21 protein-coding genes and 1 pseudogene are annotated in these 23,512 nt (G+C 51.3%); 11 read left to right on the top strand and 11 right to left on the bottom strand.

What is annotated here, in order from left to right; genetic code table 11:
• Positions 1 to 29 precede the first annotated feature (29 nt).
• The 7 genes from FOB24_RS05085 (at position 30) to symE (ending at position 9,535) form a co-directional block, all read left to right on the top strand.
• Positions 30 to 224: a YbdD/YjiX family protein gene (locus tag FOB24_RS05085; protein WP_003830038.1), complete on the top strand. Its 195-nt coding sequence runs from the start codon at positions 30 to 32 to the stop codon at positions 222 to 224.
• Between the two features lie 12 nt (positions 225 to 236).
• Positions 237 to 1,193: a GTPase gene (gene yjiA, locus FOB24_RS05080; protein WP_042312574.1), complete on the top strand. Its 957-nt coding sequence runs from the start codon at positions 237 to 239 to the stop codon at positions 1,191 to 1,193.
• A 183-nt stretch (positions 1,194 to 1,376) separates the two neighbouring features.
• Positions 1,377 to 2,543: a restriction endonuclease gene (locus FOB24_RS05075; RefSeq protein WP_087857419.1), complete on the top strand. Its 1,167-nt coding sequence runs from the start codon at positions 1,377 to 1,379 to the stop codon at positions 2,541 to 2,543.
• Positions 2,544 to 2,605: 62 nt separating this feature from the next.
• Positions 2,606 to 4,225, top strand: coding sequence for a type I restriction-modification system subunit M (locus tag FOB24_RS05070; RefSeq protein WP_150344623.1), 1,620 nt, complete (start codon positions 2,606 to 2,608; stop codon positions 4,223 to 4,225).
• The gene (locus FOB24_RS05065) at positions 4,215 to 5,606 is read left to right on the top strand and encodes a restriction endonuclease subunit S (RefSeq protein WP_150344622.1); all 1,392 of its coding nucleotides are present in this window, start codon (positions 4,215 to 4,217) and stop codon (positions 5,604 to 5,606) included. The genes FOB24_RS05070 and FOB24_RS05065 overlap by 11 nt, the downstream gene beginning before the upstream one ends.
• A gap of 94 nt (positions 5,607 to 5,700) precedes the next feature.
• Entirely contained in the window at positions 5,701 to 8,967 is a 3,267-nt protein-coding gene (locus tag FOB24_RS05060) for a type I restriction endonuclease subunit R (protein ID WP_150344621.1), read from the top strand.
• 223 nt (positions 8,968 to 9,190) lie between these two features.
• Positions 9,191 to 9,535 (top strand): endoribonuclease SymE, encoded by a 345-nt coding sequence (gene symE, locus FOB24_RS05055; protein ID WP_150344620.1) that lies wholly within the window; start codon positions 9,191 to 9,193, stop codon positions 9,533 to 9,535.
• A 94-nt stretch (positions 9,536 to 9,629) separates the two neighbouring features.
• Here symE and tssD read toward each other — a convergent pair whose 3' ends face one another.
• The 7 genes from tssD to FOB24_RS05020 form a co-directional block, all read right to left on the bottom strand.
• Positions 9,630 to 10,121 carry a type VI secretion system tube protein TssD gene (gene tssD, locus FOB24_RS05050; protein WP_150344619.1) on the bottom strand — a complete coding sequence of 164 codons (492 nt, stop codon included), beginning with the start codon at positions 10,119 to 10,121 and terminating at the stop codon, positions 9,630 to 9,632.
• Entirely contained in the window at positions 10,122 to 10,628 is a 507-nt protein-coding gene (locus FOB24_RS05045) for a hypothetical protein (protein ID WP_087857425.1), read from the bottom strand.
• Complete coding sequence (locus FOB24_RS05040) at positions 10,628 to 10,990, bottom strand: tlde1 domain-containing protein (RefSeq protein ID WP_087857426.1); 363 nt, start codon at positions 10,988 to 10,990, stop codon at positions 10,628 to 10,630. Before FOB24_RS05040 ends, FOB24_RS05045 begins: the two co-directional genes overlap by 1 nt.
• A 278-nt stretch (positions 10,991 to 11,268) precedes the next feature.
• Positions 11,269 to 12,333, bottom strand: coding sequence for a DUF2955 domain-containing protein (locus FOB24_RS05035; RefSeq protein WP_150344618.1), 1,065 nt, complete (start codon positions 12,331 to 12,333; stop codon positions 11,269 to 11,271).
• The gene (locus FOB24_RS05030; RefSeq protein ID WP_150344617.1) at positions 12,323 to 13,390 is read right to left on the bottom strand and encodes an HlyD family secretion protein; all 1,068 of its coding nucleotides are present in this window, start codon (positions 13,388 to 13,390) and stop codon (positions 12,323 to 12,325) included. The genes FOB24_RS05035 and FOB24_RS05030 overlap by 11 nt, the downstream gene beginning before the upstream one ends.
• A 6-nt stretch (positions 13,391 to 13,396) precedes the next feature.
• On the bottom strand, positions 13,397 to 13,861 hold the full coding sequence (locus tag FOB24_RS05025) for a MarR family winged helix-turn-helix transcriptional regulator (protein ID WP_150344616.1): 465 nt from the start codon (positions 13,859 to 13,861) through the stop codon (positions 13,397 to 13,399).
• Between the two features lie 148 nt (positions 13,862 to 14,009).
• On the bottom strand, positions 14,010 to 14,174 hold the full coding sequence (locus tag FOB24_RS05020; protein ID WP_069324123.1) for a DUF1127 domain-containing protein: 165 nt from the start codon (positions 14,172 to 14,174) through the stop codon (positions 14,010 to 14,012).
• Positions 14,175 to 14,350: 176 nt separating this feature from the next.
• Here FOB24_RS05020 and FOB24_RS05015 point away from each other — a divergent pair, with 176 nt between their 5' ends.
• Positions 14,351 to 15,763 carry an aminotransferase-like domain-containing protein gene (locus FOB24_RS05015; protein WP_069324124.1) on the top strand — a complete coding sequence of 471 codons (1,413 nt, stop codon included), beginning with the start codon at positions 14,351 to 14,353 and terminating at the stop codon, positions 15,761 to 15,763.
• 51 nt (positions 15,764 to 15,814) lie between these two features.
• Here FOB24_RS05015 and FOB24_RS05010 read toward each other — a convergent pair whose 3' ends face one another.
• On the bottom strand, positions 15,815 to 16,741 hold the full coding sequence (locus tag FOB24_RS05010) for an Rpn family recombination-promoting nuclease/putative transposase (RefSeq protein ID WP_150344615.1): 927 nt from the start codon (positions 16,739 to 16,741) through the stop codon (positions 15,815 to 15,817).
• Positions 16,742 to 16,971: 230 nt separating this feature from the next.
• Here FOB24_RS05010 and FOB24_RS05000 point away from each other — a divergent pair.
• The 3 genes and pseudogenes from FOB24_RS05000 (at position 16,972) to mdtM (ending at position 20,053) form a co-directional block, all read left to right on the top strand.
• Positions 16,972 to 17,787: pseudogene (locus FOB24_RS05000) on the top strand (AraC family transcriptional regulator).
• A gap of 48 nt (positions 17,788 to 17,835) precedes the next feature.
• Entirely contained in the window at positions 17,836 to 18,486 is a 651-nt protein-coding gene (locus tag FOB24_RS04995; RefSeq protein WP_110496111.1) for a LysE family translocator, read from the top strand.
• A 325-nt stretch (positions 18,487 to 18,811) separates the two neighbouring features.
• The gene (mdtM, locus tag FOB24_RS04990; RefSeq protein ID WP_038636916.1) at positions 18,812 to 20,053 is read left to right on the top strand and encodes a multidrug efflux MFS transporter MdtM; all 1,242 of its coding nucleotides are present in this window, start codon (positions 18,812 to 18,814) and stop codon (positions 20,051 to 20,053) included.
• Positions 20,054 to 20,137: 84 nt separating this feature from the next.
• Here mdtM and FOB24_RS04985 read toward each other — a convergent pair whose 3' ends face one another.
• The 3 genes from FOB24_RS04985 to FOB24_RS04975 all read right to left on the bottom strand — a co-directional run bounded on the left by FOB24_RS04985 (position 20,138) and on the right by FOB24_RS04975 (position 23,392).
• Entirely contained in the window at positions 20,138 to 20,698 is a 561-nt protein-coding gene (locus tag FOB24_RS04985; RefSeq protein WP_038636914.1) for a YagU family protein, read from the bottom strand.
• Between the two features lie 239 nt (positions 20,699 to 20,937).
• Positions 20,938 to 22,128: a cystathionine beta-lyase gene (gene metC / locus FOB24_RS04980; RefSeq protein ID WP_038636913.1), complete on the bottom strand. Its 1,191-nt coding sequence runs from the start codon at positions 22,126 to 22,128 to the stop codon at positions 20,938 to 20,940.
• A gap of 31 nt (positions 22,129 to 22,159) precedes the next feature.
• The gene (locus FOB24_RS04975) at positions 22,160 to 23,392 is read right to left on the bottom strand and encodes a dicarboxylate/amino acid:cation symporter (RefSeq protein ID WP_038636908.1); all 1,233 of its coding nucleotides are present in this window, start codon (positions 23,390 to 23,392) and stop codon (positions 22,160 to 22,162) included.
• Positions 23,393 to 23,512 lie beyond the last annotated feature (120 nt).

Raw genomic sequence — 23,512 nt, 5'->3', positions numbered from 1 at the left:
ACGAGCTCAACATATATCCGGGGCGTTTTATGTTTGGTACTTTAGGTCAGGCAAAAAAGTATCTCGGTCAGGCGGCGAAGATGCTGATTGGCATTCCGGACTACGACAACTACGTCGAGCACATGAAGACCAACCATCCCGATAAGCCGTACATGACCTACGAAGAATTCTTCCGCGAGCGCCAGGAAGCCCGCTACGGTAGCGGCGGAAGCAGTTGCTGTTAGAAGGAGAAGTGAATGACCCCGATTGCAGTTACCCTACTCACCGGTTTTCTTGGCGCGGGTAAAACCACCCTGCTACGCCATATTCTCAACGAGCAGCACGGTTACAAGATTGCCGTTATCGAAAACGAATTCGGCGAAGTTTCGGTGGACGATCAACTGATTGGCGACCGCGCCACGCAGATCAAAACCCTGACCAACGGCTGCATTTGCTGTACCCGTTCTAATGAACTGGAAGATGCCTTGTTAGACCTGCTCGACAACCTCGACAAAGGCACCATCAATTTTGACCGTCTGGTGATCGAGTGTACCGGCATGGCTGACCCCGGCCCGATTATCCAGACCTTTTTCTCCCATGAAGTGATTTGCGAACGCTACCTGCTGGACGGCGTAATTGCGCTGGTTGACGCGGTGCATGCCGACGAGCAGATGAACCAGTTTACCATCGCCCAGTCGCAGGTCGGCTATGCTGACCGCATCCTGCTGACCAAAACCGACGTTGCAGGTGAAAGCGAGAAACTGCGTGAGCGCCTGGCGCGCATCAACGCCCGTGCCCCGATTTACACCGTGACGCATGGCGATATCGACCTCTCCCTGCTGTTCGACACCAACGGTTTTATGCTGGAAGAGAACGTGGTCAGCGCCAAACCGCGCTTCCACTTTATCGCCGACAAGCAAAACGATATTTCTTCGATCGTCGTTGAACTGGATTACCCGGTGAACATCAGCGACGTGTCGCGCGTAATGGAAAACCTGCTGCTGGAATCCGCCGAGAAGCTGCTGCGCTATAAAGGCATGCTGTGGATTGAAGGCGAGCCAAACCGCCTGCTGTTCCAGGGCGTCCAGCGCCTGTACAGCGCCGACTGGGACCGCCCGTGGGGCGACGAAACGCCGCACAGCCTGCTGGTGTTTATTGGTATTAATCTGCCGGAAGATGAGATCCGAGCCGCGTTTGCGGGATTGAAGAAGTAATCCCCTGCTGAATTGCCCGGTGACGTGATGTGACCGGGCCTGAAAATCCCGCTCCTTGTAGGCCGGATAAAGGTGCAGCCGCCATCCGGCACTGGCCGTTTTCATTCCGATAAATGATTCACCCCATGGAATTTTTCACCTGGTATGGCAAGCTATTGTCATTGCACTCGTTAAGGGATCAACGTGAAAAATTACAAAGTGATTACCCCGCTTTTTCCGACCTACGCCCAGGTTAAAGCGATGATGAAAGCCATTTCAGGCTATTCCCTGAAATCGGTACGCAGCATGATTACCGCCATCTTTGAACAAACCGGTACCCCGCAAAACCCGGTCGACTGGTCAGAACCAGATTTATGGATCAACGAGCGCTTAAGCGGCGAAGATGCCGAAATTGCGCTACGTATCTGGCAAACCGACAATCATATTCTGAACCCACGCCACAGCTACGGCTGCTACCTGTTCCTCAACTACCCGCTGTTTGATCTGATGGCAAGCACCGCCGATGACATCTGGGCACCGACCGCTCGCGGCGAACGTTTTCTGCAAGACGACGACGAAACGCTGCGCTGGCTGGACGACCAGGAAGGGCTGATACAACTGCTGGAACTGCTTGCCGGTCGTGAAATGTCGCGTCGTGGGGATCTGCTACCAGAATGGCTGGCGTTTTTGCATCAGCATTCTAAATTTGCCTCCGACCGCTCGGCAAAAAGCACGCTCTACTCGCGCCTGTATAACCTGATTGACCGCCAGCTGGCGACCAGAGAAGGGATGAGCTACCGCATTACTGACACAGGTCGCCAGTGGCTGACACAAGCGCTGCCAACGAAAAAGGCGGATCCGCGTAAGGCGCTGCTCGATGCGGTAAAACGCTACAACGAGCAGCAAAAAGAGGTACTACGCGAACAGCTTTCTACCATGAACCCCTACAAGTTCGAGCATCTTGTGGCGCAGCTTCTTGAAGCGATGGGCTATGAAGAGGTCGAGGTCACCAAAGCCTCTGGCGATAAAGGCGTGGACGTGATTGGTAAGGTGCAGGTGGGCATCACCACCATTACCGAAGTGGTGCAGGTAAAACGGATGCAGAACACCATTACCCGCCCGTATATCGATCAGCTGCGCGGCGCACTGCCCTACCATAAAGCCATTCGCGGCACGCTGATCACCACCGGCAAGTTTGCAGCCAAATGCGCGGAAGCAGCGCTGTTTCCGGGGGCCGCCCCTATCACGCTGATTGACGGCGATCGCCTGCTTGAAATGTTGATTGAAAATAACGTTGGCATTCGACGCAGCAATGCGGTGGAGTTGCTGGACGTGGACTTACAATTATTCGACGAGCTGGAAATCGACTAAAGGGCGAATTTGGCCGCTTTTATCGCTACAATAGCGGCCAAATTTTCCAGAACGAGTTTATCATGGCCAAAGCACCAACGAAAAAAGCCAAAGCAAAGAAAGGCTTTGAAGACACATTATGGGATACCGCGAACCAGCTTCGCGGCAGCGTTGAATCCTCCGAGTACAAGCACGTGGTGCTGAGCCTCGTGTTCCTCAAATTTATCAGCGATAAGTTTGAAGCCCGCCGTCAGAAGATGAAAGACGAAGGCCAGGGCGATTTCCTCGAAATGGAAGTCTTCTATCAGCAGGACAATATCTTCTATCTGCCGGAAGAGGCGCGCTGGTCATTCATCAAACAGCACGCCAAGCAGGATGATATTGCCGTACGCATTGATACCGCGCTCTCCACCATTGAGAAGCGCAACCCGTCGCTGAAGGGCGCGCTGCCGGACAACTATTTCAGCCGTCAGAACCTGGAAACCAAGAAGCTGGCGTCGCTTATCGACACCATCGATAACATCGAAACGCTGGCCCACGAAACCGATGTCGAAGCGCTGTCGAAAGAAGACCTGGTCGGCCGCGTGTACGAATACTTTCTCGGCAAGTTTGCCGCTACCGAAGGCAAGGGCGGCGGTGAATTCTATACGCCAAAATGCGTGGTCACGCTGCTGACCGAAATGCTCGAACCGTTCCAGGGTAAAATTTATGACCCGTGCTGCGGCTCGGCGGGGATGTTTGTCCAGTCGGTGAAGTTTGTTGAAAGCCATCAGGGGAAAAGCCGTGATATCGCCCTGTACGGCCAGGAGCTAACGGCCACCACCTACAAGCTGGCGAAGATGAACCTCGCCATTCGCGGACTTTCCGCCAACCTTGGCGAGCGCCCGGCGGACACCTTCTTCAGCGATCAGCACCCAGACCTGAAAGCCGACTATATTCTGGCCAACCCGCCGTTTAACCTGAAAGACTGGCGCAACGATGCCGAGCTGACCAAAGATCCGCGTTTTGCCGGTTACCGTACGCCGCCGACTGGTAACGCCAACTACGGCTGGATTTTGCATATGCTTTCCAAGCTGTCGGCCAACGGCACCGCCGGTTTTGTGCTGGCGAACGGCTCGATGAGTTCCAACACCAGCGGCGAAGGCGAGATCCGCGCGCAGATGATCGAAAACGATCTGATCGACTGCATGATCGCCCTGCCCGGCCAGCTGTTCTTCACCACCCAAATCCCGGTGTGCCTGTGGTTTATGACCAAATCGAAGGCTGCCGATCTGGCCAAAGGCTATCGCAACCGTCAGGGTGAGACGCTGTTTATCGATGCGCGTAACGTCGGCACTATGATCAACCGCACCACCAAAGAACTGACGGCGGACGATATCGCCACCATCGCCGACACCTACCACGCCTGGCGCAGCACGTCGGAAGAGCTGGCCGAGCGTATTAAGCGCGGCGATAGCAAGCTGGCGCAGTACGAGGACCAGGCCGGGTTCTGCAAGGTCGCTACTATTGAAGAGATGAAGGCTAACGACTATGTGCTGACACCGGGCCGCTACGTCGGCGCCGCCGAGCAGGAAGATGACGGCGTGGCGTTTGAAACTAAAATGCGCGAGTTGTCGCAGATGTTGTTTGCGCAGATGAAGCAGGCAGAAGAACTGGATAACGCGATTCGTCAGAACCTGGAGGCGCTGGGTTATGGGGAATAAGTGGACCTTTAAGTCTCTTAATGAACTAGGTGTTCAATTAATAGACTGCATGCATAAAACCCCTTCTGCTCAAGTTAGTGGTGTGCCATATATTGGTATACCTCAAATGAAAAATGGAGAGATTGATTTTGAGGCATCTCCACGCCTGATTAGTGAATCAGACTATAAACTATGGACAGAAAAAGCTAATCCTCAATATGGCGACATTATTCTATCACGACGATGTAATCCTGGAGAAACTGCATTTGTTTCTGGCCAGACTCAATTTGCCCTTGGGCAAAATTTAGTCATACTGAGAACCAATGGTTTATCAATAACAGCTGAATACCTAAGATGGGCTCTCAACTCTTCATATTGGTGGGACGAAGTTGAGAAATATAAAAACCCAGGAGCTATTTTCGACAGTTTGAAATGTGGCGATATACCTAATTTTCAAATACCAGCACCTCCTTTACGTATTCAAAATAAAATTAGCTCTGTTTTAGATTCATTAACAGATAGAATTAAATTAAATAATAAAGTTAACAAAATTCTAGAACAAATGTCTCAAACCCTGTTCAAATCCTGGTTTGTGGATTTCGACCCGGTGATTGATAACGCGCTGGATGCGGGAAACCCAATCCCGGAAGCGATGCAATTTCGCGCAGAACTGCGTCAAAAAGTACGCAATAGTGCAGATTTCAAACCACTTCCGGCAGATATTCGAGCACTGTTCCCGGTTGAATTTGAAGAAACAGAGCTGGGCTGGGTCCCGAAAGGTTGGAAAATATCCACTGCTGGCGACGAATTAGTTGTGAAAGGTGGTTCAACGCCAAGCACTTCAAATGCAGATTTTTGGGAAAACGGCACTATTCATTGGACATCACCTAAAGACTTAACAGGTAATGATAGTAAGGTATTACTGGATACCAGCAAAAAAATTACAGAGTTAGGTTTGAAAAAAATTTCATCTGGTTTATTACCAACTGATACAGTTTTGATGTCATCACGAGCACCAATAGGATATTTAGCACTGGCTAAAACGCCTATGGCTATAAACCAAGGATATATAGCCATTCCTTCATCTAAAAATTTATCATCAGAATATATTATCTACTGGCTTGAAAATATTATGGATGATATCAAGGGAATGGCTGGAGGAACGACATTTGCAGAAATTAGCAAAAGTACCTTTAAAACTATTAATTTAGTTATCCCGTCTAAAAATATAGTAGATGAATTTACACGGTTAGCTCACCAACATTTTGAAAAAGTAGTAAGCAATACACGGCAAATAACAGCATTAACAACCCTCCGAGACACCCTGCTCCCCAAACTCATCTCCGGCGAGCTCTCCCTGGAGGATCTGCCAGACGTAGCCAACCAAACCGAACCCGCATAACGCATTTTGCCCCTGAAAAATCAGGGGCTTTCTGTTAAGGTTTTCTCTGTTACAGGAACCCTTACCAGAAAACCAGCCAGGGCCGGAGCGAGATATGCATCTCTCATTCAGTGAAGCGAAGTTAGAACAGGCGATAATTGAACTGCTACAGGATCAGGGCTATCAGCACCTGATCGGCGATAATGTGCCGCGTTCCAGCCTCGATCAGGTGATTATCGAAGACGATCTTCGTCATTACCTCGCCGCGCGCTATCAGGCCGACGGCATCACCGAAGAGGAGATCCAACGGCTGCTCAAACAGTTCACCACCCTGCCCGCCTCCGATCTCTATGAAAGCAATAAAACCTTCTGCGCCTGGCTGGCCAACGGTTTCCTGTTTAAACGCGACGATCGCCAGAAGAAAGATCTCTATATCGAACTGCTCGATACCCGGCACCTGCCCGCCGCGCTGCGTGAACTGTTCGATATCGAAGAGGTTCCGCTGCAACAGGCCGCGGAAACGTCGGCAAGCTATCATCTTACCCAGCCGCTGAACCGGGTGAAAATCGTCAATCAGCTGACCATCACCGGCAAAGAAAACCAGCCGCGCATACCGGATGCCATTCTGTATATCAACGGCCTGCCGTTAGTGGTGTTTGAATTTAAAAGCGCGGTGCGCGAGCAGGAAGCCAATATTGGCGATGCGTATAAACAGCTCTGCACCCGCTATCGCCGCGATATTCCGCAGCTGTTTGTCTATAACGCGCTGTGCATTATCAGCGATGGGGTCAATAACCGCATGGGTAACCTGTTTGCGCCGTACGAGTATTTCTACTCATGGCGCAAAGTCACCGGCAATGAAAACCGCGAGCAGGACGGCATCCCTTCCCTGCACTCGATGATCCAAGGGCTGTTTCATCCGGTCCGCCTGCTGGACGTGATCAATAACTTTATCTGCTTCCCGGATAAAGCCAAACACGAAGTAAAAATCTGCTGCCGCTACCCACAGTACTATGCGGCGCGCAAGCTGTACTACAGCATCGAACGGGCGCGTAAACCTTTCGGCGACGGCAAGGGCGGTACCTACTTTGGCGCGACCGGCTGCGGCAAGAGCTACACCATGCAGTTCTTAACCCGTCTGCTGATGAAAAGCGTCGAGTTCGCCAGCCCGACGATCGTGCTGATCACCGACCGCACCGATCTGGACGATCAGCTCTCGGCGCAGATGTGCAATGCCAAAAACTATATCGGCGACGACAGCGTAGTGCCCGTCACCAGCCGCGAGGATCTGCGGGATAAACTGGCCGGTCGCAACAGCGGCGGCGTCTTCCTGACCACCATCCACAAATTTACCGAAGACACCGAACTGCTCTCCGAACGCAGCAATATCATCTGTATTTCCGATGAAGCGCACCGCAGCCAGGTCAACCTCGATCAGAAAGTGATCGTCGATAAAGAAAACGGCAAGGTGCGCAAAACTTACGGCTTCGCCAAATATCTGCACGACTCGCTGCCACAGGCCACCTATGTTGGTTTTACCGGCACCCCTATCGACGCCACGATGGAAGTCTTTGGCAACATCATCGACAGCTACACCATGACCGAATCCGTGCAGGATGAGATCACCGTACGCATTGTCTACGAAGGCCGCGCCGCAAAGGTCATCCTTGATGCCGGTAAGCTGGAAGAGGTGGAAAAGTACTACGCAGAGTGCGCTGACGCCGGTACCAACGAGTGGCAAATCGACGAGAGCAAAAAAGCCAGCGCCACCATGAACGCCATTCTCGGTGATGAAGACCGCCTGAAAGCGCTGGCGGAAGACTTTGCTAAACACTATGAAAAGCGCGTCGCCGAAGGCTCCACGGTGAAAGGTAAAGCGATGTTTGTCTGCGCCAGCCGGGAAATTGCCTGGGATTTCTATCGTCAATTAAAAGACTTTCGTCCGGCATGGTTTGAGGTGAAACAAGCGCCAGACGGTATAGAGCTTACCGAACAGGAGCAGAAGGAACTGCCGCCGTCCGAAATGGTCAAAATGGTGATGACCCGCGGCAAAGATGATGACGCGAAACTGTACGACCTGCTGGGCAGTAAAGAGTACCGCAAAGAGCTGGATAAACAATTCAAAAACGCGAAGTCGAATTTCAAAATCGCCATCGTGGTGGACATGTGGTTGACCGGTTTTGATGTGCCGGAGCTGGACACCATTTATATCGATAAGCCGCTGCAAAAGCACAACCTGATCCAGACCATCTCCCGCGTCAACCGCAAGCTGGAAGGCAAAAGCAAAGGGCTGGTCGTCGACTATATCGGCATTAAGCGTCAGATGAACCAGGCACTGGCGATGTATTCGCGCATCGATGCTACCAACTTTGAAGATATTCAGCAGTCGGTGATTGAGGTGAAAAACCATCTCGATCTGCTGGCGAAGCTGTTCCATGAATTCGACAGCCGCGCTTATTTCAGCGGCGAGCCACAGGCGCAGCTGGCCTGCCTGAACTACGCGGCAGAATTTGTTATGCGTACTCAGAAGACAGAGCGCCGCTTTATGGGGCTGGTGAAGCGCCTGAAAGCGGCCTATGACGTTTGCTGCGGCAGCGAGGCGCTGTCGCAGGCCGAGCGCGACCATATCCATTTTTATATTGCCGTGCGCTCCATCGTCTTCAAGCTCACTAAAGGCGACGCGCCTGATGTGACGCAGATGAACGCCCGCGTACGTGAGATGATTGCCGATGCGTTAAAGGCCGACGGTGTGGAAGAGCTGTTTTTCCTCGGCGACAAGAAAGCGGAGTCGATCGATATTTTCGACGACGATTATCTGGCGCGGATTAATAAGATCAAACTGCCGGCGACAAAAATTCAGCTGTTGCAAAAGCTGCTGGAAAAAGCCATCAGCGACTTTAAAAAGATCAATCAGCTGCAGGGGATCAACTTCACCCGCCGTTTCCAGTCGATTATGGATAAATATAACGAACGCCGGGAAGATGACGTCCTCAACGGTGAAGAGTTTGATACCTTCAGCCAGGAGATGACCGATATTATCTACGATATTAAAACCGAAATGGGTACCTATGCCGAAATGGGGATTGATATCGAAGAGAAAGCTTTCTACGACATTCTGGCGCATATGCGCGATAAGTATCAGTTCACCTATGAAGAAGACAAAATGCTGGCGCTGGCGAAAGAGATGAAGGCGGTGGTCGATAACACCTCGAAGTATCCGGACTGGAGCAAGCGTGATGATATCAAGGCGAAACTGAAGGTGGAGTTGATCCTGCTGCTGCACAAACACAAGTTCCCGCCGGTGGCGAATGATGATGTATATATGGGCGTGCTGGCGCAGGCGGAGAATTTTAAACAGCATCATATTAACACGCTGTATTAATGTTATTGCCGGATGGCGCTTTGCTTATCCGGCCTACTTTATATTTCCCTTCAATTTAATTCCCGTATTTATATTTCCAGTTACGCGTTTATTATTGTCTATTTTCAGCTGGCTTTATTTTTATTTACTGGGTAGATTTACAGGTGTTATTTATCGCAAGACGCCCGTGCTGCAACACGAGCGCCTCGCTAATCACAATCACTATTTACAGAGAATAGCCATCATGACTACCCCACATTCTATTGCAGAATTCACCGATCCAGAAGTCTCCCCGGCAAATAATCGTCTGGGTACCGTCACTTATGCGAGTCGTTATCCGGATTACACGCATGTTCCGGCAATTATTATGAAAGGCCAGTGGCTGGAAGCCGCCGGTTTTACCACCGGCTGCAAATTCGATGTCAGAGTGATGCCCGGCTGCATTGTGCTGACGACAAAGCTGCCGGAGCCGGAAGAGCCCGCGTTATTGCAGTCGCTGCGTCGGGTGTGCAAGCTGTCCGCACGTAAGCAACAGCAGGTACAGGAGTTTATCGACGTGATTTCGGCGAAGTCGCGCAAGCAGGGATAACTTCTAAGATGCCAGACGGCGCTCAGGAGTATAAGCGCCGTGTATTGATTGCATTACGGCTCAGGGTGACATCATTTTATCCAGAGCCATTTACTCAAGACCCTAAGCGATAATCCCAATCATCAGAGTGGACTATATTCCCATCATGATAGTGCCAGGTAATCTTCTTGTAGCGGAACTGAGCAAGTTCAAGATGGGTCTGTTTTTCGTAATAAGGATCTTTAACATCGTGCATCAGTGAAAAAATCGTAACGACTTTCACATCTTCCAGGGTTATCGTGAAATAGACCTCTTCCTGACCAGCATCATTTATTCGATAGAGATCAATAGCCGCTTTCCTTAATGTTTGTCCGGTACTTAATGCTTTATAAAAAAACACACTAGAAGCATCAATTTCTTTTTCAATTAAAAATGGACGATGTTGACGTTTACTCAACACCCTTCCATTATGCAAGTCAGAGTTGTAACTCACATTATGATACAAACCTAAAACCTCGATCTGATTTTCACGGTCTTTTACCATCACACTACCTTTGATAACATTACCAGCATCATCGATTAGTGACATATATCCAGGGATAGCCATTTATAAATCCTTATTAAAGGGAACAGAATTTTCAACAGTATTGATCATAACCGCAATACACCGTTTCCCTTCTGCCGTTTTGATCTTATACATTTCCCTGATGGAGTTAACAAATAGCTTATTCATTTCTTCTTCTGACTCAGGGAAAGAGGCAAATGCACATATCTGCTCAATAGTCAGCAATGGTCTCTTATCGTTGAGAATAGCCAGAACACCGGCGGGGTTATGTGGAATGGCTTCAGATACCGCCCCCTGCAAATCTTCCGCAGTACTGGCATCAACTCCGGGTTCCAAAGCACTTGCCACCGTTAACCAGTCATTATTACCTTTGCTAATTTCAGGAATAATATGGCTCCACCATTCTGATTCATTGTCATTATAAAGTGTGTGTACAACAGCATTTGCTCCTTTTTCATTTATCATCTGCAGAAGCTGAGGTGCAGTATGCTCTGCAGCGCAGGAGGCACCCGAAAGCATAAACAGAAAGAAGATAATAATAAATTTCATTATCTTACCACCAAAATTGTATCACCCGAATCGTAAATGGTTTGGCGCTTATCTTGTCCATTCATAATGATACACCCTGCAGATGCCGTTCCCGGTGGCTGCCCTTTTTTATCGCCATGAATTTCGAAATGATCTCTGCCAAAAGTATTGGTCCCTGCAATAGGTTCAAGGATGATAGCGGAGGGGCTTTTGTGATTATTCCATCCTGCAATAAAATAAATACCTCGAGGAATGGGGCCCTTGTTACGTATGTGTTCACAGTTCGGTTTATCCTTTGATTCACCGGCACCACTGTAGCAATAAGCAATTAACTCACCATTATGGCTCAATATACCTGTCGATACTTTATATTCCCATGTCATGTGATTTTACCCCCCTTTAAAATATAATAATCATACTTATCATATTTAATCGTAAAATTAAATTTGTTCATAAGGTCACAATTATTAAAATTCAGAATATTTATAATTTATATGTTTTTATTTCTCGAACAAATAAACCATATTCTGAATAATTAGATAAAGGTGAAACAGCAGGTAATCTGAAAAACGCCCGGTGGCGCTACGCTTACCGGGCCTACAGATGGCACTTTTCCGTAGGTCGGATAAGGCGCAGCCGCCATCCGGCACTGGCCCCCCGCTCACTCGGTAATTACAAACCGTGTCGCAGCAAAACAGTTCAACACCCGGTGCACCAGAAATACCATGGTTAGCGTTGCCACCAGCGCGACGGTGACGGAGGTGATGCGGTACAGATCGCTGAATACCAGGTCCTGATCCGGGTGCAGGTTCTGGCCGAACATAATGCCGATAGTGGTGATACTGGCAAACCCCACGCCCGCGCCGACTTTTTCCATTACGTGCAGGCGGGCGCTGAACGCCAGCCCGAGGCCAATCAGCGGCATCATCAGCACCATGTGGTTACTGAAATCATAGATAAGCAGCTGCACCAGCAGAATATACAGACAGGCCAGCACCACGCCGACCACACGCCAGATCGAGCTGATCACCGCCCCGCGATAGTGCATCGGAAACAGGATCAAAATGCCCGCCATCAGCGCCGACAGCGAATCACTTAAGTCACAGATCTGAAAGACAACAAAAATCATCGTCGCCACCGTGCCGGAAAGCAGCGACTCGTGGCGCACCCGGGCGGCATCTTTTTCAATTCGCGGCGGCGGCTGGCGGGGTTCCACGTCCGGGATCAGATAATGCAGCAGCGCGCTCAGCGCCACCGCCATGACGCAGGCTTCCATATTGGAGAACATCAGCGTATGCCAGTTGGTGGTGGGATAACTCATAAAGTTGAGCATCGTGCTCTGGCACACCACGCCCATCGAACCGAGCAAAAACAGCGACCCTTTGCTCATAAAACGAAAACGCATCACGTACAGGCCGAACACCACCAGCGTCATGATCAGCGGCCACTGTGAGAGATAGCCGACAATCAGCACCATTTCAACACAGTTTACTGCCGCGCTGAACACAAACTGTGTTGCCACATGGCGGTTGAATACCGGCACCAGCGACAGCAGCATCAGCGGATAAACCACAAAAAATACGCCGTACTGCACGTTGTAGAAGGTCGAGATACTCAGCGCGATTGTCCCGGCAACGGAGATACGCAGGGTCTGGCGAAAATCATTGGCGGTGTAGACAATATTCCCGTGCGGCGTAAAGACATGGGCCAGCGTGTTAATAGACATAATGCAGCCAGCTAACGAGGTGGATTTGCGCCCCGGCAAAGGTACGGGCGAACATCCCCTCGCTGTTATACAGCTGTACCGTGGCGCGCGCGCCGGTCGGTAACGGCGTGTCGAGCGGTTCGTTCAGCGCCACATGAATACGCATACGCTGGGCATCGCGCACCCAACGGGTTGACTGTTCCGGCTGCGACAGCTGGCCGTTAACCTGCTCCTGGCCCGCCAGAATACCGGCATCGCTGCTGGTAACGCGGGCAGAAAAAACCTTGCCCGGCATGGCGTCGAACACCACGGCGGCATCGGTATCCACGCGAGTATGGCGCAGGCTTTTCTCGCGAAAGTCGGCCACGATATCGGTCTGGTGGCTGACCAGCGCCAGCAGCGGCGTGGCGGCGGTGGCGTACAGTCCGGGGCTAAGCTGGAGATTGCTTACCGTGCCATCAGTTTCTGCATACACTTTGCTCCAGCCAAGGTTCAGTTGCGCCTCTTCCAGCGCGTTACGGTATTTTTGCAGCGTCACGTTGCGCTTGTCATCGCGCTCGCCGCGCTGGATCAGCAGGTTCTGAATACTGGCGTTGAGCGCCGCCACCGACTGCTCGCTGGTCTGCCAGGCGGTGCGCACCTTGTCGAGATCGGATTGCGACACATTCTGCATGGCGCTCAGGCGTTGATAGCGGTCAAAGGTGGTCTTATCGTTGCGGGCGTTGAATTGCGCGGTGCGCAGATTAGCGCGCGCAGAGGCGATCTGCGCATCTAATTGCTGGTTGCTCAGCTTCGCCTGCTCAAGGGCAATTTGCGCGGCCTCAACCTTATTGATAAACGGCGTCGGATCCAGTTCGTACAGCAAATCGCCCTTCTTCACCTGGCTATTGTTGTGCACATACACCTGCGAGACGTAGCCGGATACGCGTGAGGAAACGGGTGTTACCACGCGCATCACCGTGGAGTCCGGCGTCAGCGGGATCCAGATATCGGCAACGATAAACCAGGCGAATATTACCAGGAAAGCGGCAATACTCACCCTTACCCAACGGGCAAATTTTTGTTCTGGGGTCATCATAGTTTTTTAGTGTTGATTGTCTTCTTCGCGGATTGTCCGCAAATTGCAGGCGAGTTGATTTAACGTCGTGCTAAAGGCGGCAAGCTCCGCTTCAGGAATGGTACGGGTGACGCGATGCTGGTATGTCTCAACCACCCGGTTAAGTTCTTCAAGCCTTGCGCGGCCCTGCGCGGTCAGCGTTAACAGTCGGATGCGTTTGTCATAAGGCGATGTGGAACGCAGCAGGTAGCCCTGCTTTTCCAGTAGTGTGAGGGTGCGCATCAGCGGCGGCAGTTCAATGCCCTGCACCTGGGCCAGTTCACTGACCGAGACGTTGTCTCCCAGTTGATACAGCTGCATCAATACCGTCCAGCTTGATTGCGTCAGGCCTGTATCGGTGATGGCAGCATCAATAATGGCCCGCCACTGGCGCACCACCATCGCCATGCGCATCCCCATCGGACGGCGGGCAAACAGTTCATCTTCAGTCATGTTTCTTTTTCCTCATCGCTGAGAAGAAAATAATACTTATCAGGATAAGTATCAAGAAACAGACTATCAACAAGCATAAATTGATAAACACCGTGAATATAAAAGAGGCCGGATGCGCTAACACCCAGCCTCTGTCGATAGAAAATAATTACTCCACCTGATCGCGTCGCAGCCCGACATCACGCAGCCGCTCATCGCTCATCTGTTGCAACAGACACCGCGTTTGCGCCCGTAGCCGCCATGCTTTGTATGCTCGCCAGATCAGTACAAACCCAATGAACGGCTGCTTTGCTTTATTCTCATGAAATTCCATACCTTGCCTCCCGCCTTGCCAGAGGCTTTATCTTCACGGATTTGGGCCTGAACAATACAGACTCACAAAGTACTTTTATTTAACATACAGATTGGTTAAAAAGAGTTCTGCATCGCTTTTTTCACGCCAATCTGTACTGGTTTTTTTATCTGTATGGTACCCATGAGGGATACAGCATGACGCGTTACCAACATCTGGCCAATCTGCTGGCCGAACGGATTGAGCAGGGGCTGTATCGCCATGGCGAAAAATTGCCTTCGGTGCGCAGCCTGAGTCAGGAGCATGGGGTCAGTATCAGTACCGTCCAGCAGGCCTATCAGACGCTGGAACAACTACAGCTGATCACGCCGCAGCCGCGTTCCGGTTATTTTGTCGCGCCACAAAAAGCACAACCGCCGGTGCCGCCGATGTCGCGTCCGGTGCAGCGTCCGGTCGAGATAACCCAGTGGGATCAGGTGCTGGACATGCTGGCAGGTCATGCGGACAAATCGATAATCCCTTTTAGCAGTGGCGTGCCCGATATCAATCAACCCAGCCTGAAGCCACTGTGGCGCGAACTCAGCCGCGTGGCGCAGCATAATCTCAAGGCAGTTCTGGGCTACGATGAATTACCTGGTTGTCGGGAATTGCGTCAACAGATTGCCCGGCTCATGCTGGACGGCGGTTCGATCGTCAATGCGGATGATATTGTGATCACTAATGGCAGCCAGAGCGGAATGTCGCTGGCGCTGCTAACGGTCTGCCAGCCTGGAGATATTGTCGCCGTTGAATCTCCCGCCTACTACGGCACAATGCAGCTGCTGCGCGGATTAGGGATCAAAGTTATTGAGATCCCGACCGATCCGGATGCCGGGATCAGCATTGAAGCGCTGGAACTGGCGCTGGATCAGTGGCCGATTAAAGGGGTGATCCTGGTTCCTAACTGCAACAACCCGCTCGGCTTTATTATGCCGGATGCGCGTAAACGCGCTGTGCTCGCCCTCGCCCAGCAGCACGATATTGTTATTTTTGAAGATGATGTGTACGGAGAGCTGGCTACAGAATATCCACGTCCGCGCACAATCCATTCCTGGGACAGCGACGGTCGGGTGCTACTGTGCAGCTCATTTACCAAATCCGTGGCGCCGGGATTGCGCGTCGGTTGGGTTATTCCCGGTCGTTATCATGATAAATTTCTGCACATGAAATATGCCGTCATCGGCACTAACGTTCCTGCTACACAGCTGGCGGCCGCCACCTTCGTGCGCGAGGGGCATTATCATCGTCATGTTCGCCGTATGCGTCAGATCTACCAGCGGAATATGGAGATCTATACCTGCTGGGTACGGGAATATTTCCCCTGTGGGATCTGCGTCACCCGGCCGAAAGGTGGCTTTATGCTGTGGGTTGAATTACCACAGCAGGTCGATATGGTCTGCGTCGCCAAACAGCTCTGTCGCCTGAAAATCCAAGTCGCGCCTGGCTCGCTATTCTCCGCATCCGGTAAATACCGCAACTGCGTACGCATCAATTGTGCGTTGCCGCCAGACGAGAAGCATCGGGAAGTCATGCAAAAGCTCGGCGAGGCGGTAAAGGTGGCGATAGAGTAAGTCGGTATACCCGATGCTGCTGGGCAGGCGAATGCACGGTTTTAGTCATCTCTAATGGCTTAAACCCTGAATATCTTCAGCGGAAAGTCGGGTAATTTTTTGTACCGTGCTGATATCGATGCCATCTGCCAGCATGGTGCGAGCAATACGGAGCGCCTCATCACGTCGCCCCTCGAGAAGTCCTTCTTGTCGTCCTTCCAGTCTGCCTTTTTGTAGCCCAGCCTCATGCAATCTGTCCGCGATCGTCATCAAATGCTCCTTATGTTGCGGTGAACGTTCGGCAACCCCACGAATAAACTCACTGAATCGAGGTGCATCGCCAGTTTGCAAAATATAATTAAACAGCGTCTTTATCTGGCTGTCATTAGTCAGTCCAGTAAGTAGCAGGGAAACAATTTGTTCAACAAGCCCCATAAGATCGCGCTGACGGATGTGTTTTTGAATTAACTCCAGCAGTGCCATACGCCGATGCTGTACAATTTCATCATCCGGTATGACTGTAATATCCACCAGTGGAAATGCCGCAGTATACAGCTGACGCGCCAACTTCGGGTTCGTAAACTCGTCCAGCCAGCACAGCGACCAGGGGTATGGACTTTTAGCGCCGTGATAAAACAGCATCGGCACCACCAGCGGCAATTGCTGGTGCCCGGCATCTAAGTGTTTCTGCATGGCCGCAACCGCATAGCGCATCAACCGGAATGCCATATGTGCATCCGGTGTGCTCTGGTGTTCAATCACTACATAAATATATCCATCCCCTTCCGTCGTTTTCACCGACCAAAGCACGTCGGAATAAGACGCGCGTAAATTCTCTTCAATGAAACTATCGGACTCGAGTTTCAGCGTCTGAAGGTCACAAAGTTCGCATAGTGAAACAGGAAGATGTATTTGCAGAAAATCCCGTGCGGTCTCTGGATGACGTAAAAACGTTTTAAAGACCGCATCATGCGGGGTAGAAGTCGTTGCTTTACTCATGGCGATCCGTCACCTGGGAATAAGATGCCGTGAATGTAGCGCTGGTAAACCACACCCTCACCTGCAACTTTCTCTCTTTGCGAGGCGATTTCAGAGATAAAAACGTCCCTTTGTAACGTCCGCATTTATCTGGAACGTATCACGCAGAATCACGACCTCAATGCACATTCCTGCTTTTTCATCGCACGCCCTGTGCTATAACAAATCATCACTTTCATGGAGGGCGAGATGTGACGCATCCCCGGGATATTCCACAATCGTTCTGGCGTGACGCGCAGTTGCCGTGGCTGGAGCTGCGCAGCACCTGGCGTAGTCATCAAGCCTATAAACGTCATCATCATTCTCAGCTCTCGGTTGGAGCGATTCTTGAAGGTGAGACGTGCTGCCAGTGTGATGGCAAATAATACCTCCTGAGCTCAGGCGACCTCATTGTGATCCCATCGCTGGCACCTCACAGCTGTAACCCCGTTAATGGGCGGTTTCGAAGTTACCATATGCTCTATCTTGATGCCCGGTGGTGCCTGGCCCATCTGCCTGCGCTGAGCAGCAATCAGCAACTTTACCCACGTAATCCCGTTATCCGCGATCCGCAATTATTCCAGCGCTATTTGCGCCTCGTGGCGCTCATGCAGCGGCAACAAACGACACAGATAACCGATGCCGCGCAGGCACTGCTGCGCTCGCTGCCCTTGCAATCGGTAAAAGCGGAAAACCTTAGCGCTGCCAGCGCGTATCTGCGTGAACGGTTGCAGTCCTGTTTGTTTGCGCCCCCCTCGCTGGACGATCTGGCTTATGAATGCCACATGCGTAAAGAGACGCTGATCCGTAACTTTAAGCAGGACACCGGCCTGACGCCGGGGAGTTATCTGAATATTCTGAGAGTTAACTATGCCCGCCAGCGGCTGCGTGCCGGGGACGAAATTGCGGATGTTGGCTACCAGAGCGGGTTTGCCGACCAGAGCCATTTCCATCGCACCTTTGTGCGCTACACCGCGGCTACACCGCGTCAGTATGCATTAGGACGATCAATATCAGACAATAATTAGCGCGGCATCAGGCGTAGGGTGAACTCGGATTCCTGCTCTGAGGTCACTATGTCACTGCTTGCTGAACTTTTTCCGTCTGCGTTTCCCGCGTTGGCGCTGGCGCATTTTGTCGCACTCCTTAGCCCGGGTCCGGACTTCTTTTTACTGGTCGGCTATGCCGTACGTTACCGGATGCGCGGCAGCGCCGGGCTGTGCGTGGGGATCGCCATCGGCAATGGGCTGTATATCCTGCTGGCGATTATCGGTTGGGGGATCCTGCGTCAGCTTCCTCTGCTGTTTACAGTTATTGAGCTATTGGGCGCACTCTATTTATTGTGGATTGGCAGTCTGCTGATACGCAGCCGCCCACAAACTCTGACTGGAGCAGACGCCCAGTCGACCTGTCCAGGATTTGGCAAACAGCTGCTGCTGGGGTTAGCTTCGTCGCTACTCAACCCTAAAAATGCGTTGTTTTATCTGGCGCTAATGACCGCCCTGCTCGGCCCGTCGGTGACGTTGCTGCAACAAAGCATGAGCGGGATATGGATGACCAGCGTGGTGCTGTTCTGGGATCTGCTGATCGTCATGTTCATCGGTTTACCGCAGATCCAGCGACGCTTAACCAGAGGGATATTGTGGGTAGAACGTATCGCCGGCGGCGTACTGATCATCTTCGGTTGTGCCATCGCGCTGCGTTTTTTGCAAAACATCATACTCTGATAAACGTGGCGATTTTCTGCAAATAAACCGGATAAACTCGTTTAATTAATATCCAATCCACATTACACTGCAAATGGTTGCTACCCGTTCAACTTACTCTTCCTGAGGTGCGATGTGCTGATTGTTACCTGTAATCGTTACGCTTTCTGACCCTGCGTTAGTGAGCGTTTCTCCTGTTTGCGCTTCACGCAGACAGCGTTTTTGATTACATGAAATTCAGTACATTTGCAGTCTGCTTTTATTCTGTCATCGGCCTGACGTCTTAAAGACGGTATTGAATTTCGTTATTCCCGTTGAGGGTTTTCTCCCGACAAGGAGCTGTTTTATGCAACGGATTCTCGCGTTTTTCTCCCAACGCGCTACGACGCTATTTTTTCCTATTGCGTTGATTTTGTATGATTTCGCCGCCTATCTGTCGACGGACTTGATCCAGCCCGGCATCATTAATGTCGTACGCGATTTCAACGCCGATGTCAGTCTGGCGCCCGCGGCGGTCAGTCTCTATCTGGCTGGTGGTATGGCGCTGCAATGGTTGTTAGGACCGCTTTCCGATCGGATTGGCCGCCGTCCGGTACTGATTGCGGGAGCGCTAATTTTTACGCTCGCCTGCGCTGCCACATTGTTCACCACCTCGATGACGCAATTTCTGGTCGCCCGTTTTGTGCAGGGCACCAGCATCTGTTTTATCGCCACCGTCGGCTATGTCACGGTGCAGGAGGCATTTGGGCAAACAAAGGCTATTAAGCTGATGGCGGTAATCACCTCCATTGTGCTGGTAGCGCCGGTTATCGGCCCGCTTTCCGGAGCAGCGCTGATGCATTTTGTACACTGGAAGATCTTGTTTGCCATTATCGCCGTCATGGGGCTTATCGCACTCATTGGACTCACGTTAGCAATGCCAGAAACCGTCCAGCGTGGCGCGGTGCCATTCAGTGCGCGCAGCGTCTTACGTGATTTTCGCGACGTTTTCCGCAACCGGGTGTTCCTGTTTGGCGCAGCCACGCTGTCGTTGAGCTATATCCCGATGATGAGTTGGGTGGCAGTCTCACCGGTGATCCTCATTGATGCTGGCGGCATGACCACATCCCAGTTTGCCTGGGCGCAGGCGCCGGTGTTTGGCGCGGTGATCGTCGCCAATATGGTGGTCGTCCGCTTCGTGAAGGATCCGACCCGCCCACGCTTTATCTGGCGAGCGGTTCCCATTCAGTTGAGCGGGCTGGCGGTATTGATTGCTGGCAATTTACTGTGGCCGCACGTGTGGTTGTGGTCAGTACTGGGGACCAGCCTGTATGCGTTTGGCATTGGAATGATCTTCCCAACGTTATTCCGCTTTACACTATTTTCCAACAACTTACCGAAGGGTACGGTTTCGGCGTCGTTGAATATGGTGATCCTGACGGTGATGGCGGTTTCTGTCGAAATTGGGCGTTGGTTATGGTTCAACGGCGGCAGGATTTCGTTTCATCTGCTGGCGGTGGTGGCAGGTATTGCCGTCGTGTTCACGCTGGCAGGCTTACTGAAGCGCGTACGTCAGCATGAGGCAACCGCATTAGCCGCAGAGAGTTAACCTTCTACGAACTGCCCCCATTCGTGAACACTGATATTGTGTTTAGCGGTCGGGGGCAATCCATCATAGTGCATCTACTTTTAATCATCTGACGAGAGATAACGGAACTTCCGCATCGGGTTCATGCGTGATCCGATTACGCAGGTCGCGGCGAATCATTTCAATGACCCAAAACCAGAAAATATGCCCAATAATTTCCGACACATATTCATCAAATGGCAGCTGAGACAAGGGCGGCGAAAGATGTAGTGCGGGAATGAAGATGCCATGAACTGCCACCGTCACGATTAAACCTGCCAGTACCCCCTGCCAAAGTTTAACTTTTGGAAAAATTTCAGCTGCAACGCAATACCCGACTGCAAACACTAATGAAAATATGATGTGCGTAACCATAACCGGATTAATCACATGTTCAGAAAAGGTATAGACCGTTTGCGTGGGATCAATCCCCAAATAGTCTCTGAGAAAAAGGTACGGAGGATTAAACTCATTTCTTCCCAGAGAAAATGTCCTGGGTGGAAGAGGAACTTCGGCCCCCCACTTAACAAATGCAGAAAGTACGCCAGACACGATGCCGACTAACACGGCAACGCCATAATGGCGGCGTTCAGTTGGTGTCCTCGTGAATAAATCTTTCAGCTTCATAACTCATCATCCCCTCTGTGCCAGTAACCCTAAAAATCAGTAACTATGCTATCTAGGAGGGATGATAAAAATTGTGATTAAGATTATCTTTGATAAAAAATGATCTAAAATGACTAATTATGAGTTAATTTGATTGTAAATATAACGTCACCGCGTATGTCATGCAGGCGTTTTATCCGGCCTACTGGCTTACGTAGGCCGGATAAGGATCAACGCCATCCGGCAGCGAGTCTGTCACCTCACGCGATGCGCGCAAACCCCGCTTCCAGATCGGCAATCAGATCGTCAACATCTTCCAGACCAATATGCACCCTGACCAGCGTGCCGCTGAAATCAACCTCTCCGGCCGGGCGAATGCTGTTCAGCTCTTCCGGTTGATTCGCCAGAATGAGTGACTCAAAACCGCCCCAAGAATAGGCCATATGGAACAGCGAGAAATTATCGAGGAAATTCGCCATCTGCTCGTCGGTCAGTCTCTTTTTCAGCACAAACGAGAACAGGCCTGAGCTTCCGGCAAAGTCACGTTGAAAATACTCGTGTCCCGGACATTCCGCTAATGCAGGATGATTCACCCGCGCCACTTCCGGCCTTGCCGACAGCCAGCGAGCAATGTGAATACTGCTCTCCTGATGCTGCTTCAGACGTACCGCCAGCGTACGTAATCCGCGGCTACCGTTGTAGGCTGTGTCGGCATCCAGCGTTTGCCCCATCAGATAGGAGTTCTCTCGCAAACGGTCCCAGCAGCGGGCGTTAGACACCGCCGTTCCCAGCATGCCATCCGAATGGCCTATGGTGTACTTGGTGCCTGCCTGAATGGAAATATCCACCCCGAAATCCAGTGCCTTGAAGAGAACACCCGCCGCCCAGGTATTGTCGATCATAATGACAATCTCCGGATTCACCGCGCGGATAGCCTTCACCATTCCCGGTACATCCTGGACTTCCATCGTGATAGAACTTGGTGATTCGAGGAACACCACCTTCGTTTCCGGACGCAGAAGATCAACGATCCCAGCCCCAATCAACGGATCGTAATACGTTGTTTCTACGTTAAATTTACTCAGGATCTTATTGCAAAAATCCTGAGTTGGCTCATAGGCCGCGCCCGTCATCAAAATATGATCGCCGCTTTGGACGAACGCCAGAATCGCATTGGTCACCGCTGCGGCTCCACACGGATACAGCGCGCAGCCGACACCGCCTTCCAGCTCACTCATGGCTTTCTGGAAGGCAAAATGCGTATAGGTTCCGCGACGACCGTAAAACAGTTCGCCGTTAGCACGGTTGGCGGTGGCAAATTTCTTATCCTTCACGGTATCGAACACCAGCGAAGAGGCGCGTTGGATCACCGGATTCACCGCTCCCTGGGTATAGCGTTTGTCGCGACCAGCAACGACCAGATGCGTTTCAAGCTTCATAGCGTCTTTCATAACTTCTCCTGTTCTTAATCCGTGTGAAAACCTATACCACCGCAGCAGTAGAGTTTATTTCAGTGTTGGTCTGCTTTTTTCCAGCGAACCGTTCGACAATCTGTGCCGCATTCAAATCATGGATGACGTTAATCAATGTAGCTGGCGCATCGGTAATGGTGCCCAGTACCACCAGCATCGGGATCGCTTCCATCGGCAGACCCAGCGTGGTGACGATAAAGATCTCGCCAAGGAACGCCCCACCGGGTACGCCGCCGACGATAATGGCGGAGAGCACCGCAATCAGCATCGTCAGGAAGAAGGTTTCGGTGGTGAACTCCATACCCAGCACGGAATAGATAAAGACAATTTTCAGTGCGGCTATCATCGCCACGCCGCCTTTATTCAGGTTCACCAGCAGCGGAATGGAGACATCAACGATTTCCGGGTTGATCCCCATCGCTTTACCGGCGCGCAGCGTCACCGGGAGCGTACCCAGCGAAGAACAGGTCCCCAGCGCGGTTGCAGAGGGTTCAATCGCGTTACGCCAAAAGGCTTTCACCGCCGGAATACCGCCGCCAATGTACGAATAGAGAATAGAGCCAAAAACAAAGTAGACCAGCGTAGCAACCATAAACAGGCCAATGGCGCGGGCAAAGGTTAGCAGCAGAGCAGAGTCCTGGCTGGCCATGGTGGCGGCGAAGTAGCAGCCCAGACCAATCGGCGCAACCTTCATGATGATTGAGACGATCTTCATGATCACCGTGTTGGCATCTTCCAGCAGTGAGGCAATGCGTTTCCCAGCCTGATCCGATTGGCCAATCGCCACACCCGCAATGATCGCCATCACGATCAGCGCCAGGATATTGGACTTAGAAAACAGTCCAATAAAGTCGCTGGTGGTAATCATGCTCACAAAATCCATCTTGCCGCTGCCCGCCTGCACGGACTGCGAGAGATCGATAGTGACGCCCTGCGCCGGGTTATACCAGAGCGCCAGCGCGACGATCCCGGCCGCCGGAATAAAGGCCATCGCGATCGAAACAATAAAGATAATCGCCATAATGCGTCCCAGCCTTTTCAGGTCGGTCATACTGGCGATCGAAGACATAACGCTGATCCCCACCAGCGGCACAATAATCATAAATAACAGGTTTAAGAATATCTGACCTATTGGCTGGAGTTTACCTGCTAACGATGGGGCATAAATACCTAATAAGCCGCCAATCACCAGAGCAACTAATAAAATAATCGACGATCTGTAGGGTTCGAGTCGTGACCACATAATCGGTACCTTTAGAATAATAATTAATGAGATTAAATTCACAATGTGATGAGTTGCCGTTGCGCCTCCTGTTATTTTGTGACGTAACTCACCTAAGTTGTTATTTTTTCATTTTGCCAG

This window comes from Citrobacter werkmanii, from assembly GCF_008693645.1.
Classification (GTDB): Bacteria; Pseudomonadota; Gammaproteobacteria; order Enterobacterales; family Enterobacteriaceae; genus Citrobacter; species Citrobacter werkmanii.
The sequence above is the reverse complement of the archived record's forward strand: the minus strand, read 5'-3'. Positions and strand labels throughout refer to the sequence as shown.

Excerpts from the sequence above, each read along its gene's own strand:
- FOB24_RS05085 (WP_003830038.1), top strand. The coding sequence starts at position 30 with ATGTTTGGTACTTTAGGTCAGGCAAAAAAGTATCTCGGTCAGGCGGCG.
- yjiA (WP_042312574.1), top strand. The coding sequence starts at position 237 with ATGACCCCGATTGCAGTTACCCTACTCACCGGTTTTCTTGGCGCGGGT.
- FOB24_RS05070 (WP_150344623.1), top strand. The coding sequence starts at position 2,606 with ATGGCCAAAGCACCAACGAAAAAAGCCAAAGCAAAGAAAGGCTTTGAA.
- FOB24_RS05065 (WP_150344622.1), top strand. The coding sequence starts at position 4,215 with ATGGGGAATAAGTGGACCTTTAAGTCTCTTAATGAACTAGGTGTTCAA.
- FOB24_RS05060 (WP_150344621.1), top strand. The coding sequence starts at position 5,701 with ATGCATCTCTCATTCAGTGAAGCGAAGTTAGAACAGGCGATAATTGAA.
- symE (WP_150344620.1), top strand. The coding sequence starts at position 9,191 with ATGACTACCCCACATTCTATTGCAGAATTCACCGATCCAGAAGTCTCC.
- tssD (WP_150344619.1), bottom strand. The coding sequence starts at position 10,121 with ATGGCTATCCCTGGATATATGTCACTAATCGATGATGCTGGTAATGTT.
- FOB24_RS05045 (WP_087857425.1), bottom strand. The coding sequence starts at position 10,628 with ATGAAATTTATTATTATCTTCTTTCTGTTTATGCTTTCGGGTGCCTCC.
- FOB24_RS05040 (WP_087857426.1), bottom strand. The coding sequence starts at position 10,990 with ATGACATGGGAATATAAAGTATCGACAGGTATATTGAGCCATAATGGT.
- FOB24_RS05035 (WP_150344618.1), bottom strand. The coding sequence starts at position 12,333 with ATGTCTATTAACACGCTGGCCCATGTCTTTACGCCGCACGGGAATATT.
- FOB24_RS05030 (WP_150344617.1), bottom strand. The coding sequence starts at position 13,390 with ATGATGACCCCAGAACAAAAATTTGCCCGTTGGGTAAGGGTGAGTATT.
- FOB24_RS05025 (WP_150344616.1), bottom strand. The coding sequence starts at position 13,861 with ATGACTGAAGATGAACTGTTTGCCCGCCGTCCGATGGGGATGCGCATG.
- FOB24_RS05020 (WP_069324123.1), bottom strand. The coding sequence starts at position 14,174 with ATGGAATTTCATGAGAATAAAGCAAAGCAGCCGTTCATTGGGTTTGTA.
- FOB24_RS05015 (WP_069324124.1), top strand. The coding sequence starts at position 14,351 with ATGACGCGTTACCAACATCTGGCCAATCTGCTGGCCGAACGGATTGAG.
- FOB24_RS05010 (WP_150344615.1), bottom strand. The coding sequence starts at position 16,741 with ATGAGTAAAGCAACGACTTCTACCCCGCATGATGCGGTCTTTAAAACG.
- FOB24_RS04995 (WP_110496111.1), top strand. The coding sequence starts at position 17,836 with ATGTCACTGCTTGCTGAACTTTTTCCGTCTGCGTTTCCCGCGTTGGCG.
- mdtM (WP_038636916.1), top strand. The coding sequence starts at position 18,812 with ATGCAACGGATTCTCGCGTTTTTCTCCCAACGCGCTACGACGCTATTT.
- FOB24_RS04985 (WP_038636914.1), bottom strand. The coding sequence starts at position 20,698 with ATGAAGCTGAAAGATTTATTCACGAGGACACCAACTGAACGCCGCCAT.
- metC (WP_038636913.1), bottom strand. The coding sequence starts at position 22,128 with ATGAAAGACGCTATGAAGCTTGAAACGCATCTGGTCGTTGCTGGTCGC.
- FOB24_RS04975 (WP_038636908.1), bottom strand. The coding sequence starts at position 23,392 with ATGTGGTCACGACTCGAACCCTACAGATCGTCGATTATTTTATTAGTT.